The 16,619-nt window shown below is 39.5% G+C and carries 13 protein-coding genes; 6 read left to right on the top strand and 7 right to left on the bottom strand.

The window, feature by feature from the left end:
• Positions 1–51: 51 nt before the first annotated feature.
• Together ABEG20_RS14415 and ABEG20_RS14410 are read right to left on the bottom strand one after the other, a co-directional pair.
• On the bottom strand, positions 52–792 hold the full coding sequence (locus ABEG20_RS14415) for an outer membrane beta-barrel protein (protein WP_406824014.1): 741 nt from the start codon (positions 790–792) through the stop codon (positions 52–54).
• 265 nt (positions 793–1,057) lie between these two features.
• Positions 1,058–2,239: an asparagine synthetase B gene (locus ABEG20_RS14410; RefSeq protein WP_406824013.1), complete on the bottom strand. Its 1,182-nt coding sequence runs from the start codon at positions 2,237–2,239 to the stop codon at positions 1,058–1,060.
• Between the two features lie 232 nt (positions 2,240–2,471).
• Here ABEG20_RS14410 and ABEG20_RS14405 point away from each other — a divergent pair, with 232 nt between their 5' ends.
• Positions 2,472–2,933, top strand: coding sequence for a peptidylprolyl isomerase (locus tag ABEG20_RS14405; RefSeq protein ID WP_090501202.1), 462 nt, complete (start codon positions 2,472–2,474; stop codon positions 2,931–2,933).
• Positions 2,934–3,074: 141 nt separating this feature from the next.
• Positions 3,075–3,614: a DUF5606 domain-containing protein gene (locus ABEG20_RS14400; protein WP_406824012.1), complete on the top strand. Its 540-nt coding sequence runs from the start codon at positions 3,075–3,077 to the stop codon at positions 3,612–3,614.
• A 56-nt stretch (positions 3,615–3,670) separates the two neighbouring features.
• Here the strand turns inward: ABEG20_RS14400 and ABEG20_RS14395 are convergent, their stop codons facing one another.
• Complete coding sequence (locus ABEG20_RS14395; RefSeq protein WP_262502298.1) at positions 3,671–3,796, bottom strand: hypothetical protein; 126 nt, start codon at positions 3,794–3,796, stop codon at positions 3,671–3,673.
• Between the two features lie 83 nt (positions 3,797–3,879).
• Positions 3,880–4,353 carry a 23S rRNA (pseudouridine(1915)-N(3))-methyltransferase RlmH gene (gene rlmH / locus ABEG20_RS14390; RefSeq protein ID WP_406824011.1) on the bottom strand — a complete coding sequence of 158 codons (474 nt, stop codon included), beginning with the start codon at positions 4,351–4,353 and terminating at the stop codon, positions 3,880–3,882.
• Positions 4,354–4,462: 109 nt separating this feature from the next.
• Between rlmH and ABEG20_RS14385 the strand changes: the two genes are divergently transcribed.
• The 3 genes from ABEG20_RS14385 to ABEG20_RS14375 all read left to right on the top strand — a co-directional run bounded on the left by ABEG20_RS14385 (position 4,463) and on the right by ABEG20_RS14375 (position 8,487).
• A complete protein-coding gene (locus ABEG20_RS14385; RefSeq protein ID WP_406824010.1) occupies positions 4,463–6,277 on the top strand; it encodes a MutS-related protein in 1,815 nt (604 codons plus the stop codon).
• 380 nt (positions 6,278–6,657) lie between these two features.
• Complete coding sequence (locus tag ABEG20_RS14380; protein ID WP_406824009.1) at positions 6,658–7,995, top strand: GH1 family beta-glucosidase; 1,338 nt, start codon at positions 6,658–6,660, stop codon at positions 7,993–7,995.
• Between the two features lie 54 nt (positions 7,996–8,049).
• A complete protein-coding gene (locus ABEG20_RS14375; protein ID WP_406824008.1) occupies positions 8,050–8,487 on the top strand; it encodes a DUF2007 domain-containing protein in 438 nt (145 codons plus the stop codon).
• A 427-nt stretch (positions 8,488–8,914) separates the two neighbouring features.
• Here the strand turns inward: ABEG20_RS14375 and ABEG20_RS14370 are convergent, their stop codons facing one another.
• From ABEG20_RS14370 to ABEG20_RS14360, 3 genes are all read right to left on the bottom strand, one after another.
• On the bottom strand, positions 8,915–11,194 hold the full coding sequence (locus ABEG20_RS14370) for an aconitate hydratase (protein WP_406824007.1): 2,280 nt from the start codon (positions 11,192–11,194) through the stop codon (positions 8,915–8,917).
• A 192-nt stretch (positions 11,195–11,386) separates the two neighbouring features.
• Positions 11,387–14,152 carry a bifunctional aconitate hydratase 2/2-methylisocitrate dehydratase gene (locus tag ABEG20_RS14365; protein ID WP_406824006.1) on the bottom strand — a complete coding sequence of 922 codons (2,766 nt, stop codon included), beginning with the start codon at positions 14,150–14,152 and terminating at the stop codon, positions 11,387–11,389.
• Between the two features lie 362 nt (positions 14,153–14,514).
• Positions 14,515–15,192, bottom strand: a complete 678-nt coding sequence (locus ABEG20_RS14360; RefSeq protein WP_406824005.1) for a polysaccharide deacetylase family protein — start codon at positions 15,190–15,192, stop codon at positions 14,515–14,517.
• 80 nt (positions 15,193–15,272) lie between these two features.
• Between ABEG20_RS14360 and ABEG20_RS14355 the strand changes: the two genes are divergently transcribed.
• The gene (locus ABEG20_RS14355; RefSeq protein WP_406824004.1) at positions 15,273–16,613 is read left to right on the top strand and encodes a TolC family protein; all 1,341 of its coding nucleotides are present in this window, start codon (positions 15,273–15,275) and stop codon (positions 16,611–16,613) included.
• Positions 16,614–16,619: the final 6 nt, after the last annotated feature.

Below are 16,619 nucleotides of genomic sequence, written 5' to 3'. Positions count from 1 at the left end.
CTTCCCGATTTAACTCCGGGAAGGGTTTTGTTTTGAATAGGTATTTTTAGACTAGAATGAATAACCTACTGTAAATCCTAACACACGGTTAGTTAATTTATTTGAATTGGCTTGTCTGTCTTTCGGAGTTAAATCAGATAAACCTAAACCATAGTTAGCACCTACTAAAAAACCAGAAGTTGTACGGTAAGCTAAACCAAAGTTTGCACCAAAGTCTGTGCTACCATAATTTTTGTCGCTAGCACTACCGAAAGAAAGGTCTCTATCATTAGAAGTAGTTACCGTTGCGCTCGTATTATTGCTGTTGTTAACCGTTGTGGTAGTCGTTTGTCCTTTATCTTTACCTGAAATGTTAAAACCGATATAAGGACCAGCACTAATCTGAACTGCACCTGCAGCACCTGTAGGAATCCTTAATACTGCATTAACAGGTACTTCAATGGCCATTAAATTTGTTTTAACTGATGATGTGGTAGTAATGGTATTATTACCCACCGTTGCAGAACCAGTAGATTCAAACTTATTACCCTTGCTCTGTAACGATACGCCCGGTTGAATAAAGAAGTTGTTTCCTACACCAAAATCACCAAAGGCTGTTACATTAAATCCAACATTGTTTTTTGCATTGTCGTTAAAAGTATTGGCTGCATTATCATCACCACCTGCGTGGAACTTTGAAAGGTTAACACCTGCTTTGATTCCAAAACGTGAAGTCTCACCAGTCATCGTTGTTTGAGCGAAAGCACCTGTTGCTAATAAAGCGATTGAAGCACTTAATAATAACTTTTTCATGATATTTTTCTTTTATAAAAATCTTATTTAAAATTTTCAGGTTTTATCCTGTTTGTTAATTGCTCAAGCTTATTCCAAAAGCTGTGCCAAAGTATCAAATGTGTTACATTTTGTGGGCTAAAATATTGGTTCCCAGTATGATTCTTGTAAAGATAATGTGTGGTGATGATTAAGTTCAGAGATGGTGTGCGGAGCCATTTAGTGTATACATAATAGGAATATATACAACTTTTAAACCTAACGGGAATAGTAATAGCGTTAGGATTTACGTTTTTTGAGGTTTCTTTTTGGCTGCCGGAAAAAGTACATTGTTTAAGATCAGCCGATACCCTGGTGAATTTGGATGCAGATTTAAATCAGTTGGGGGATCGCCCACGGCATGCTGATAATCTTCCGGATCGTGTCCGCCATAAAAAGTAAACTGGCCTTTGCCAATTTCGCCATGTAGATATCTTACCTCTGCTGCGCCCTTATTTTCGCCAAGAACGGTTACATTTGTTTTTACCAGGCTTTTTTTAAAGGCAGTGGTTTGCCCCATAAAACCTTTAATTACTTTATCATGATCCTGTGTAAGCATAGTTGGCACCAGATCCCACTTGGCCGAAAAGTCGAATAAAGTGAAGTAATCGTTGGCCTGGTTCAGTGTACGGGTTTGGGTAACGTCAATATCCGAAAATTCATAATTTATGGGGTTATTATCAAGTCTGAAATTCTGAAAAGCAAGGGTTTTGTTAAAATCAAGTTTCGATTGTGCATTCGGGTCAGCAGGATCCCCGTCAAACATCTGGGCACAAATATCTACACCTTCAGCAGCAAGGGCAATGTCGAAACTATCGGTACCAGAGCACATGGCAAACAAGAAACCGCCTCCGGCACAGTACTCCTTAATATGTTTGGCAACGGCCAGTTTCATTTCCGACACTTTTTTATAACCCATTCGTTTCGCCAGTGCTTCCTGATTTTTAACATCTTCCTGGTACCAGGTGGCATATCTGAAATTAGCCCAAAAGCGGCCGTACTGACCTGTAAAGTCTTCATGGTGCAGGTGCAACCAATCGTATTTGCTTAACTTATCCTGTAGAATATCATCATCGTAGATAACATCATAAGGGATTTCTGCATAGGTTAAAACAAGTGTAACCGCATCGTCCCATGGCAGTTTGCTTTTTGGAGAGTAAACGGCAATTTTAGGTGTTTTTTCCAGTTTAACCATTTCCATATTCACGGCGGGGTCGCTGATTTCATTTAAAAGGCTGCTTACTTTTCCATCGGCCATTACTTCATAAGATACACCGCGGATTTTCAGTTCATCTTCAACTGTTTTATTGTATTTAATTAAAAAGCTTCCGCCACGATAGTTCAAAAGCCAGTCAACCTCTACTTGTTTGCTAATGGTCCAATAGGCAATACCATATGCTTTCAAGTGGTTTTTTTGGTCTTCGTCCATGTAAATTAATAGGGAAGAAGCCCTAAGCCCAAGAGAGCAAAGCAGGCAGATGAGCAGGATATAATATTTCTTTATCAAATCGGTATGCTTAAAACACTAAAATACCGCATTTAAACTGGATAGAAAAATTAATGATGTTATAAGTTATACAATTTTGTTATTTTTGCCCTTTACTAAAAAAAAATGAAAATTTTTTAGGCGAACAAAATTTAAATTTAGTACCGATATTGATATGAGTAAAGCAATAATAAAAACAGAAAAAGGCGATATGACCGTAGAATTCTACGAAAATGATGCGCCGAAAGCCGTTGCAAATTTTAAAAAACTAGCTAAAGAAGGCTTTTATGATGGGGTAACTTTTCACCGTGTAATTCCTAACTTTATGGTTCAGGGCGGATGTCCAAATTCAAAAGATCCGGCTAAGGCACATCTAGCAGGTACTGGTGGCCCGGGTTATAAAATTGATTGCGAACTGGACGGAGAAAATCAATATCACGATCGTGGTGTTTTATCTATGGCTCATGCTGGCCGTAACACCGGAGGGTCGCAGTTTTTTATCTGCCATAGCAGAGCAAATACTGCTCATTTAGATCGTAACCATACTTGCTTTGGTAAAGTTGTCGAAAATGTAGATCTTGTTGATGATATCCGTCAGGGCGATAAGATTGTTAATATTGAAGTTTTAGAAGATTAGTGCGCAATGCGTTTGTCGATAAGCGTTTAAGGCGCTAATGGCTCACATTTAGATTTTAAAACAATAGAAATACGTTATGCGTTTGGCGGTAGGCGATTTAGTGCGCCATACCCCAACCGCTAACCGCTAAACACACATGATATGAATTTAAGAGGAATTGTTGCCGTATCTGGCAGACCAGGTTTATTTAAATTGGTTGGACAAAATAAAGTAGGTTACATTTTAGAGAGCTTAGATGAGCAAAAAACTAAAATTGTAGCCAACATCACCAACACGAAATTAGCTTCGTTAGAAGATATTACCGTGTATGGTGAAGATGAGGAAATTAAATTAGCTGACATTTTTGCTAAAATTGCAGTTAAAGGAAATACTCCGGATCTTAAAGGCGATTTACGTCCTTTCTTTTTGGAAGTTGCTCCTGGCCACGATCAGGAAAAAGTTTATGCTTCGGACATGAAAAAAATCATTACCTGGTATAACTTATTAAAAGATTTGCCTTTGTTTACAGAAGAAACTCCTGAAACACCAGGAACAGCTGCTGAAGTTAAATTAGCTGAAGAAAAAGCAGCTGATAAAAAAGTAAAAGCTACAGGTGCTAAAGCAACTGCCAGTGCAAAAGCAACTACCAAAACTTCGGCTCCGGCTAAAAAAGCAAATATGACCAGTAAAAAAGGCGTTTAAGCTTTACCAGTGAAAGTATCAGAAACACCAGGCAATTTGTCTGGTGTTTTTTGCGTTTAGCCGAAATACCAGATCAGGCCACCAATAATCAGTGAAATGATAATGCTAACCCATAAGTATTTGTTGCTGCCACGCTGGTTGCTTTTGTATCTGTATTCCCGTTTATATTTATCTAATATCATAGTTTCTTTTATTTAATGATGATTTTTATTCCCTTTTTCCATATGTCATCCGATAGTACGTTTGCCCCAAGCGTTTTTCATCTCTAAGCGTGATGATAGGGCTCCCCCTTTAAAATACTAAACCCGCGGTAAAGCTGCTCCACAAAAAACAGCCTGATCATCTGGTGCGAAAAAGTCATATCCGAAAGGGAAATCAAGCCATTTGCCCTTTTGTAAATACTTTCGTCGAATCCGTAAGGGCCACCAATGATAAATATTAAATGTTGAACACTGCCGATCATCTGTTTGTTTAAATAACCGGAAAACTCAACCGATGAATATTTTTTTCCCTTCTCGTCCAGCAAAATCACCATATCGCCATTATTAATTTGCTTGTGTAAAAGTTCTGCTTCCTTTGCTTTCTGTTGTGCTTCACTCAGGTTTTTAACATTTTTTACATCAGGTATGGCCAAAAAACTAAAATTAATATAATGTTTAAGCCGGTTGATGTATTTGTCAATTCCCTCAATTAAATACTTATCTTCGGTTTTGCCAATGGCAATCAGGGTAATCTTCATTTAATATTTGCCTATCTTTAGGATTTCAAGATTCAAACTTAGAGAAAATTGTAACAAAAAAGACAATCTATCGATCTGATACCTTCGGAAATGTATACAGAATAAAATCATGCAGAAACCACAACAAGAGATAATAGCCGGTTACCAAAATAAAATAAAACATATTACTGCGGATATCGATCAAACAAAAAAACTGATTGATCAGCTTTCTTTATTACGCATAGCGCTGTTTCTCACAGAAATTTTATTTTTCGTTTTGCTGCTGCGCTCTGCAGATGACAGCTTAAGGATATTGATCCAAATTTGCTTATTACTGCCGGTAATTGCCTTTGCGGTGGTTGTGCGCAGACAAAGCCGGCTTGACCGTGAAATCGACTATAAAAAGCAACTTTTATGGGTTTATCAGAACGAATGGAATATTTTACATGGTACCGCTAACGGATACGACCATGGTAAAGTTTTCGAATGTGAGCAACATCCTTATGCTTCCGATCTTGATATTTTTGGTGCCTCATCGCTGTTTGCCCTCATTAACCGTTGTAGCACCAAAAACGGAAACAGGCTGTTGGCTAAAAATTTGGCCGAAAAATCGAACAGGGATAGGATATTGAGTCGCCAGGAGGCTGTAAAAGAAATAACAGATAAAATAGCAGAAACCTATAGTTTTCGGGCTAACCTTCATGGTTACGATCCTGATAAAATAGAACAGATCAAAATACAGTTAAAAAGCCAGTTGGGCGAACAGTTGGGTTTTGTTAAAGGATCTTTTATGCGTTTTTATGTAAAACTGGTACCTTATATTTCTATCACTGTAGTGTTGGCCGCACTTTTAGTGAGTAGTGTTTTCTGGAAAGTATTGGCGCTATTGATCGTGGTCCATATCGGATGGAATGTATTGCTGGGTTCAAAGATCAACAAAGTGTTTTATAGCTTTGGCGGAAGTTCGAACCTGCTGAACGGATATGCGAGCGCTATTTTATGGACAGAGAGCCAAAATTGGAAAAGCAGTTATACGTTAAGTTTACTCGATTCGAAAATTCCGGTAAGTAAAGAAATCAAAGCTTTAACGAAGATTATCGAAAATTTTGATGCCCGGTTAAATATTATCGTTGGAGGTATACTCAATGCCCTTTTACTTTGGGATTTAAAATGCTGCATCCATTTAGCTATTTGGTATAAATCATCATCGAAAGATGTAATTGCTGCGCTCGATCATCTGGGCGATTTTGAAGAACTGATCTCGCTGGCTACAACGGCTTATAATCAGCCAGATTGGGTTTTTCCGGTCATTAAAGATCAGTTTGCATTGACTACTACCCGTATTGGCCATCCGCTTATTCATGAGCAATTAAGGGTAAATAACGATTTTAGGGTGGAAGTAAAACCAACTGTTGATATAGTAACAGGCTCTAATATGGCAGGTAAAAGTACTTTTCTACGTACTTTGGGTATTAATATGGTATTGGCTTATGCAGGTGCGCCGGTTTGTGCCGGAATGATGCAGTTATCTGTCTTTTCGATCAATACCTATATGCGGATTAAAGATTCACTGAACGAAAGTACTTCGACCTTTAAGGCAGAACTCAACCGTTTGAAAATGATTCTGGATAATGTGGTAAAGGATAAAGATACTTTTGTACTGATTGATGAAATGCTGCGGGGTACCAACAGCCGCGATAAATATTTAGGATCAAAGGTTTTTATCCAAAAGCTAATTGGCGAAAAAACACCTGCTCTTTTTGCTACCCACGACCTGCAACTGGCAAATCTGATTACCGATCATCCTGAAGCAGTCCGCAATTTCCATTTCGATATTCAAATTACCGATGGTGAAATGAGATTTGATTATTTGCTAAAACATGGTCCGTGCAAAACTTTTAATGCAGCGATATTGCTGCAGGAAATCGGGTTAACGCTGGATTAATGTTATCATATCAATATTTTTTATATTGATAAACAGCAGGTACTGCAGCTAAGGTCAATAATTGTTGGATTAAATAATTGCACGCTGTTTGATAAAGAATTATAAACCATCTGCTTGATCTTTGATATTATTCATCATTTAGCTTTTTAGCGAACAAGTAGATCAACATATTACCTGATTAAACTTATTGATCCTGAATATTGAATGTTTTTATTTGATAAGTCGATGAAAGCCGTGAGATTTAATAATACCAACAGGAAGTAAATTAAGGAGTAACACATCGGTAAAAATGTCATAAAATGTTTTTATTTTGACTCATTTTGATTGTTAATGATTTGTTAATATTAAACTCGCAACTTATGGCAATTAATTGGTAAACAATGATTAAAGCAAGCAATTTCGGTCCGGATTTTTTGTGGGGTGTAGCTACTGCTGCAGCACAGATAGAAGGAACAGCAACTCAGTATGGTAAGGGCCCTTCTATATGGGATACTTTTACAGCGAAAAACGGCAAAATAAAGAAGAATCATAAATTAGACCCTGCCTGCGATTTTTATCATCGTTATGCCGAAGATGTTGCATTGGTTAAACACTTAGGATTTAAGGTTTTTAGGTTTTCTATTGCCTGGTCGAGGATTTTGCCTGGCGGAAGGGGAGAAGTAAACCAGGAAGGCATCCGTTTTTACCACAATCTTATTGATGAGTGTTTAATACATGGAATTGCACCTTATGTTACGCTTTATCACTGGGATTTACCACAGGTCTTAGAAGATGAGGGCGGCTGGACAAGCTTTGGCATTAATGCTGCATTTAACGCCTTTGTAAGTATCTGTGCATTAGAATATGGCGATAAAGTAAAAAACTGGATTGTATTGAATGAGCCTTTTGGTTATACCTCTTTAGGGTACATGCTCGGGGTACATGCACCAGGGAAAACAGGCTTAAGCAATTTTTTTCCGGCAGTTTTGCACACAGCCCTGGCACAGGCCGATGGGGGCAAAATTTTGCGTGCCGAGGTGGCCAATGCCCATATCGGGACCACATATTCCTGCTCCGAAATAATTCCCTATACCGGAAGTGATTATGATGTATTGGCTGCAAAACGCATAGATTGTTTAATGAACCGTTTGTTTATAGAGCCTACACTAGGCATTGGCTTTCCTACAGCAGATTGGGATGTACTGGAAAAATTCCAGATTGAATATGGAACCTGGCGATTGCAGGAGAGAATGAAATTCGATTTTGACTTTATCGGCCTTCAAAACTATTTTCCATTAACGGTGAAATATAATGCCTTTATCCCGGTAATCCAGGCTTGGGAAGTGAAGGCTAAAAGTAGAAAAAAGCCACATACAGCCATGGGATGGGAAATTAATGCTGATGGCTTTTACAATATTGTAAAACAGTTTGCCGCCTACCCGGCTATTAAAAATATCATCATCACCGAAAACGGGGCAGCCTATCATGATAAATTGATTGATAAAAGGGTACAAGACCCCGAACGGATCGAGTATTTTAAACTTTACCTGGCCGCGCTGCTCAAACTCAAAAATGAAGGGGTAACTGTTTCAGGTTACATGGCCTGGACATTAATGGATAATTTTGAATGGGCAGAGGGATTTACAGCAAGGTTTGGACTGATTTATAACGATTTTAAGACCCAGGAACGTACCATTAAAGATTCCGGTTACTGGTGGAAAGAATTCCTCAATAGTTAGTTGATCAGCAGCTATTTTCATTTCCATCATAAAATAAATTCTTATGTTTGAAATATGGATGATAGAACCGTAGTTTATAGTACCTATTATAACCCGATGGAGGCCAACATCATTAAAGCCAAATTGGAAGACAGTGGATTTGCCTGTTTCCTGGCCGATGAAAATGTGTCTACAATTCAGCCGCTTTACAACCAGGCCATTGGCGGTGTTAAACTTATTGTTTTTGAGCGGGATGTGGAAGCTATCAGCGCTTTATTAGCTGAAGATAATAGTTTGGCTTTTGAATCATCAGATGAAATTGTTGATGAAAAGGCATCAGCAGAAAGTAACACCGTTTGTGAGCGATGTGGATCTACCAATGTAGGCTATGGCATGGCAACCGATAAAAAATATAGTATCTGGGCTACTATACTTGCTTTCTTAACGCTTACCACTCCGATTAAAGCCAATAAGTGCCATCATTGTTACGATTGTGGTTATGAGTTTGAGTAGATTGATTTTCGTTTTTTGAAGCGCAAGGCCAAAGGCAACTATTAAGGCTTGTTCCCGTTCTTCGTTGTATCCTTACGCTACGCTTCAGGGATGCCGCTACGCCCGGGTCTAGCAGGTTCTTTTACTGCAGTTAAGGCAAAGTTTCCCCTCATAGTATTCAGCATCCCTCTATCGGTAAAGTACTTTTTAGTTGAAAAAAGTCCCTGTCTCTGCCATTTAAACCCGATATACGCGAATGCTGGTTTCTTCAACAAGCAGCAGCATTAGCGGGACTAACCCCAACCTATAAACTACTGCAACTGCTTTCCCAAAAAAAAGAAAAAAATCTTAAAATTATCTGAAAATAAAAAATCCCGTTCTGATTTAACAAAACGGGATTTTTTATTTTCATCCAAAAATCGGACTTCCGGCTCTGGACTTCAGACTGCTAAATTGCTGCCTTAGCCGCTGCTTCAGCCCTGATAATATTTAACGCACCGCCAGCTTTAAACCAGTCTATTTGTTGTGCGTTATAACTGTGGTTGACTGGAAACTCATCCGTAGTGCCATCTGCATGGTGTAATACCAGTGTTAATGGTTGATCAGGAGCAAACCCGGTTAAGCCTAAAATGTCAATCGTATCGCCTTCCAGAATTTTATCATAATCATCTTTATCGGCAAAAGTTAAGGCCAGCATACCTTGTTTTTTAAGGTTGGTTTCGTGGATACGGGCAAAAGATTTGACCAATACCGCGCGAACGCCTAAGTGACGTGGCTCCATGGCCGCATGCTCACGTGATGAGCCTTCGCCATAGTTTTCATCACCTACTACAATTGAGCCTAAACCAGCTGCCTTATAATCGCGTTGCGTAGCCGGAACAGGGCCATACTCCCCTGTTAATTCGTTTTTAACCGTATCGGTTTTATCATTAAAATAATTTACCGCACCAATTAACATGTTGTTAGAAATGTTATCCAGGTGACCACGGAACTTTAACCATGGGCCAGCCATCGAAATATGGTCGGTTGTACATTTACCTTTGGCCTTAATCAATAGTTTCAGGCCTTTCAGGTCGGTGCCTTCCCAAGGGGCAAACGGATCTAACAATTGTAAGCGATGCGAAGTTGGCGAAACCAAAACCTCTACCTGCGAGCCGTCAGCTGCAGGAGCCTGGAAACCGGCGTCTTCTACTGCGAAACCTTTTGTTGGCAATTCGTAACCGGTAGGTGGGTCTAATTTAACCTGCTCACCTTTATCGTTAGTTAAAGTATCTGTTAAAGGGTTAAATCCTAAATTACCCGAAATGGCAATGGCAGCAACCATCTCTGGCGAAGCTACGAAAGCGTAAGTATTCGGGTTACCATCGGCACGTTTGGCAAAATTTCTATTAAAGGAGTGTACAATCGTATTTTTTTCAGCTTTCTCTGCACCCGTACGGTCCCACATACCGATACATGGTCCGCAGGCGTTGGTAAAGATCGTTGCATTTAAATCTTCGAAAGTTTTTAAATACCCATCACGGTTTGCGGTGTAGCGTACCTGCTCAGAACCTGGGTTAATGCCAAACTCGGCTTTAGTTGCCAAACCCTTTGCAATAGCCTGGTTGGCAATAGAAGCTGCTCTCGATAAATCTTCGTAAGAAGAGTTGGTACAAGAACCGATTAAGCCCCATTCTACTTTTAACGGCCAGCCGTTTTTCTCTGCTTCCGTTTTCATTTGCGAAACCGGAGTAGCAAGATCTGGTGTAAAAGGACCGTTTAAGTAAGGTTCTAAAGTATCTAAATCGATCTCAATCACCTGATCGAAATAATTCTCAGGGTCGGCATAAACTTCCGGATCGCCAGTTAAGTAAGCGGCAATTTTATTCGCCTCATCTGCCACTTCGTTTCTATTGGTCGCGCGCAAGTAACGCTCCATGCTTTCATCGTAACCAAATGTAGAAGTAGTTGCACCGATTTCGGCTCCCATGTTACAGATGGTACCTTTACCGGTACAGCTCATTGAAGTAGCACCATCGCCAAAATACTCCACAATAGCACCAGTACCACCTTTTACGGTTAAAATACCAGCTACTTTTAAAATCACATCTTTGGCAGCTGTCCAGCCGTTTAATTTGCCGGTTAGTTTTACACCGATCAATTTAGGGAATTTTAGTTCCCATGGTAAACCCGCCATTACATCACAGGCATCAGCGCCACCAACACCAATCGCCACCATACCTAAACCACCGGCATTTACCGTGTGCGAGTCGGTACCTATCATCATTCCGCCTGGGAAAGCATAATTTTCCAGCACAACCTGGTGGATAATACCAGCACCTGGTTTCCAGAAACCGATACCGTATTTATTGGATACAGATGATAAAAAATCAAAAACCTCAGCACTTTCCGTTTTGGCGTGGGGCAAATCGATGGCAGCGCCTTCTTTTGCCGTAATTAAATGATCACAATGTACTGTAGAGGGCACCGCAACCTGCGGACGGCCTGCTTGCATAAACTGCAATAAAGCCATCTGCGCAGTAGCATCCTGCATCGCTACGCGGTCTGGTGCAAAGTCTACGTAATCAGAACCACGCTTAAACGCCTTTTTAGGATCTCCATCCCAAAGGTGCGCATATAATATTTTTTCAGATAATGTTAAAGGTCTGCCCACAACTTTACGCGCAGCCTCTACACGGCTACCGAAGTTTGCATACACCTTTTTAATCATGTCTATATCAAAAGCCATACTTAAATTTTTATAATTATTATCAATAAGGTACTATCTAAAGTAAACAATTTTAAACAGATTTATTTTTGAGATTTGTCATAATATCTTATTTAAAACCATTCTATGCAATTGTTTATGCATAGAAAAAGGCTACCAGATTTCTCAGATAGCCTTTCTTGATAGAGTAACAAATAATATGCTTTTTTGTTCTTATTGTTTTGTAGAAATAGGCGTAAACTTGGTTAAGTTGATGCCATCTACTGCTAATTTATATTCTTCAATGCTTGGGATACGGCCCAATATAGCTGAAAGAACAACAACAGGGGTTGAAGCCAATAGAGACTCACCTTTTTTGCCATCTTTATCTTCTACCACACGGCCCTGGAATAAACGTGTAGAAGTAGCCATTACGGTATCGCCTTTAGCGGCTTTTTCCTGGTTACCCATGCACAAGTTACAACCTGGGCGCTCTAAATACATGATGTTTTCATATTCGGTACGGGCTACGCTTTTAGGTAAAGCATCACTGAACTCAAATCCGGAGTATTTCTGTAAGTATTCCCAGTCGCCTTCAGCTTTTAATTCATCAATGATATTATAAGTAGGGGCGGCCACTACCAATGGCGCTTTAAATTCTACTTTACCGGTTTGGTTCTCTACATTTTTCAATAATTGTGAAACGATTTTTAAATCGTCTTTATGTACCATGCAAGAACCTACGAAACCAAGGTCTACTTTTTTATCACCGCCATAAAAAGTTAAATCCCTGATGGTATCGTGCGTATAACGTTTAGAAACATCGGCATTGTTCACATCCGGATCGGCAATCATTGGCTCGTTAATAATGTCTAAATCGATAACTACCTCCGCATAATATCTGGCATTTGTATCAGGCATTAAAGCAGGTTTAATACCGGTTTTAATTTCTTCAATACGTTTGTTTGCCTTGTTGATCAATCCCTGAAGCACCTGGTTATGATTGTCCATGCCTTTGTCGATCATGATCTGAATACGATTTTTGGCAATTTCCAGCGATTGGATCAAAGTATCATCCTGAGAAATACAGATCGATGCTTTTGCCTTCATTTCAGCAGTCCAGTCGGTAAAAGTAAAGGCCTGGTCAGCCAGTAAAGTTCCGATGTGTACCTCGATAATACGGCCCTGGAATACGTTTTCGCCATCAAACTGTTGTAACATCTGCAATTGCGTAGCATGAACTACATCACGGAAATCCATGTGTTCTTTCATGGCGCCTTTGAACGTTACCTTTACGGATTCCGGAATAGGCATAGAAGCCTCGCCGGTTGCCAAAGCTAAAGCTACCGTACCGGAATCGGCACCAAAAGCCACACCTTTTGACATACGGGTATGCGAATCGCCTCCGATGATAATCGCCCACTCATCAATCGTGATATCATTTAATACTTTGTGGATCACATCGGTCATCGCATGATATTCGCCTTTCGGGTCACGGGCCGTAATTACCCCGAAATCATTCATGAATTTCATCAGTTTAGGGATGTTGGCCTGTGCTTTTTTATCCCAAACAGATGCCGTGTGGCAGCCTGATTGGTAAGCTCCATCCACAATCGGCGAAATTACGGTAGCCGCCATGGCCTCTAATTCCTGAGCCGTCATTAAACCGGTAGTATCTTGCGAACCAACAATGTTTACTTCAACGCGCACATCAGAACCGGCATGTAAAACTTTTCCTGGCGTTAAACCTACTGCATTTCTGTTGAATATTTTTTCTACTGCTGTTAAACCCTGGCCTTCGATAGATACTTCTTTAGCCGGGGCAAATACAACCGGTGCTTCGATGCCTAAAGTTTTGGCTGCAAAAGTTTGGATCTTTTTACCAAAAACAATAGCGTAAGAGCCACCGGCTTTGATAAATTCCATTTTTTGAGGCGTTAAAGCTTTTGAAATATCAATTAGCTCCTGGTCTCCACTATATAATTTTTTAGTTCTGGTATTAATGGTAAGCACCGTTCCGGTGGCTACCGAATATACTTCTTCTAAAACCGGTTCATCGTTTTCATTACGGACAACATTACCGCTCTCATCGGTTTTCTTTACCCAGTTTTTAAGGTCGATACCAATACCACCTGTTACATCAACCGTGGTTAAGAAAATGGGCGAAATGCCATTGGTACCCCCCACAATTGGTGCAATGTTTACAAATGGAACATACGGACTTGATCGTTTACCTGTCCAAAGGGCCACATTGTTTACGCCCGACATACGCGAAGAACCTACACCCATGGTACCTTTTTCGGCTACCAGCATCACACTTTTATCGGGATGCTGAGCCTGAAGATCTTTAATGGCCTGCTGTGCCTCCGGTGTGATCATACATTTACCATGCAATTCACGATCAGAACGCGAGTGTGCCTGGTTACCTGGAGATAGTAAATCTGTAGAAATATCGCCAATACCGGCAATAAAGGTTACCACTTTAATTTCTTCTGCTACTTCAGGAAGTTTCGTGAAAAATTCAGCCTTAGCATAGCTTTCCAATATTTCTTTCGCAATGGCATTGCCGTTGTTATAAGCTTCTTTTAAACGATCGGTATCCGCATCGTACAAGTAAACCTGTGTTTTAAGTACATCTGCTGCTTTTTTGGCTTTATCGCCATTATCAGCCAGGGCAATATCCAATAAAACTTTAATAGAAGGACCGCCTTTCATGTGCGAGAGGAGTTCGAAAGCAAAATCAGGTGTAATTTCCGGAACAACAATTTCACCTGCGATAATTTCTTTTAAGAACTGGGCTTTAACACCCGCTGCAGCTGTGGTGCCTGGTAAGGTATTGTATATGAAAAAATTAACAGCATCTGCCCTGTTAAAATTGTTTATATTTTTAATCTGGTCAATGATCTCGCTCAATAATTCGGAGCTATCAATAGGTTTAGGATGAAGACCTTGGGTTTTTCGCTCTTCAATCTCCTGGATATAATCGTTATAAATACTCATCTTAGCTATTTTATTCTTTTATTGTGAAGTTTGTGTAGCAATACACCTTCTCAAAAGAATACTGTTAATTGTGATTAATTTGTGGTTATCAACAAAAAAAAAGTGGATTTTTTTGGATAAAACAAAAATAACAAAAAGCAAGGTTTTTATGGAATTTGGGTTAGTGATTGCTTAATTTGGAATTGTTCTAAACAATCCTGTTCAGCTTGGAGAACATAATGATTAGAAAGGTTTGCGTACAATGAATAACCGTTCAATTCCGTACAGTTTTGTCCGTTTTCGAACAACTTGTCATTGGTAATCTGACTGAAAGCTTGTTTCAGCTTACTGGCGCAGGCATGCCTGACTTGGCACAACAATCGCTAAAGCGTAGCGAAAGTGAAACCCTTTTCGGTAAAATAGGCTAAAACCCTGGGTAATGCATATTCCAAACGATCAAATGCTTTTAAACTATCATGAAAAACAATGATAGAACCGTTTTCGGTATGTTTGATCACATTTCGATAGCATTTTTCGGGCGAGAGATTAATGTCGAAATCACCGCTGAGCACATCCCACATGACAATTTTCAGTTGGGAGTTAGAATTTTTTAGTTTGGAGTTTGGAGTTTGGAGTTTGGAGTAGGAATCAAGGGTCCAAACTAATGACTTCAGACTGCGGACTTGAGACTTTTTAATTCTCCCGTAAGGTGGCCGGAAGAGGTTAGACTGCGTCAGTTCCTGGCATTTTAGCATGTTTTCGAGATAGGTTTCATCATCGGTTGTCCATCCTTTTAAATGATTGAAAGTATGGTTGCCAATGGCATGCCCGTCGGTTTTTACCCGTTCAAAAACTTCGGGATGTTTAACAATATTATCGCCGATGCAAAAAAATGTAGCTTTAGCATTAAAGACTTTCAAAGTTTTTAAGACAAAATCTGTAACATTGGGTATGGGTCCATCGTCAAAGGTCAGATAAATAACTTTTTCGGTGCGGGATTTATTCCATAACAGCGATGGATAATACCATTTTAGCAGAAGCGGTGATTTGATTAGGTACATTTAACTTCAAAGTTAGCAAATGCCTGAACAGATAGAAATGATTAAAAGTTGTTTATATAGATTTGAAACAAATTATGAAGATGTTTACCAATAAGAAGTTAATTACCGGGTCTGCGTTGCTAGTGGCATTATGTTTTAGTCAGCAAATTAGGGCCCAAGAAGTGATCAGCATTGAAAAAGCGGTCGAAAATACGTTAAAGAATAATTTAAACATCAAACAGGCTGCTTTTAATGCCGCCATCAGCGAAGAAAATGTACGCCAGTCTAAAAACGCTTTATTACCTGCCGTAAATGGATCCGTTAACCAATCTATGCAATGGGGAAGAAGCCAGGTCACATCAGGTTTGTTTCTAAACACTCAAAATTACAGCTTAAGTCCAAATGTTTCTGCCAATATGCAGTTATTTGGAGGCGGTACGTTACTTAACCAGATCAGGCAGAATAAATTATTGTTGGCTGTAGATCAGACCAATGTAGAAAAGGTAAAAAACGATCTTATTTTGCAGGTGGTAACGGCTTACCTGCAGGTTTTAAATAACCAGGACCAGGTTAAGGCTACTCAGCAGCAATTAGAAGTGGCCAATGCTACCTTAAAAAGAGAGCAGGCACTTTTAGACGTTGGTAATAAGACTTTAGCCGATATTTCGCAGGCCAAATCGCAGGCGGCAACTACAGAGCTTAATTTAACCAATGCACAGAACCAATTAACCATATCTTATTTAACTTTAGGACAGTTAATGGAAATTCAACCACCAATGACATTTAAAGTACAGCCGCCTTTGGTTAGCGAAATGAATAATATCCAGAACACTTACGTACCTAATGATATTTACAATCAGGCTTTAAGTAGCTTTCCGGATATTAAACTGGCAAATTTAAATACGAAAGCAGCAGAAAAAGCCATTGATGTGGCCAAAGGAAGTTATTACCCGAAGGTGAGCTTTGGCGGAGGTTTAGGGTCGTTCTATCAATACCAGTTTACCTTCCCTGGAAACAATCCTTTTTTCAGTCAGTTATCAGATAACTTTGGTAAATCTATTAATATGGGCATTTCTGTACCGATCTTTAATGGTTTTGCCACCCGATCAACCGTTAGAAAGGCCAAAATAGTATTTCAACAGCGCAAAACCGATGAGCAGATTGCCAAAAATAACCTGATCAAAGTCATCAATCAGGCTGTTGCCGATTTAAACGCTGCACAGAGCAGGTATTCTTCTACCCAAAATGCTTTTCAGGCACAGAAAGATGCTTTTTATGTGATCGAGCAACGTTACGCCGTGGGTTTGGTAAACTCATTAGATTATAGTACAGCACAAACCAATAGAAATAAAGCCGAAATAGATTTTATCCTGGCAAAATACGATTTACTGTTCCGTGCCAAAGTAATTGATTATTATTTGGGCAAACAGATTGTTTTTTAAGGTTAA

It is taken from the genome of Pedobacter sp. KACC 23697 (assembly GCF_045348445.1).
Classification (GTDB): domain Bacteria; phylum Bacteroidota; class Bacteroidia; order Sphingobacteriales; family Sphingobacteriaceae; genus Pedobacter.
The sequence above is the reverse complement of the archived record's forward strand: the minus strand, read 5'-3'. Positions and strand labels throughout refer to the sequence as shown.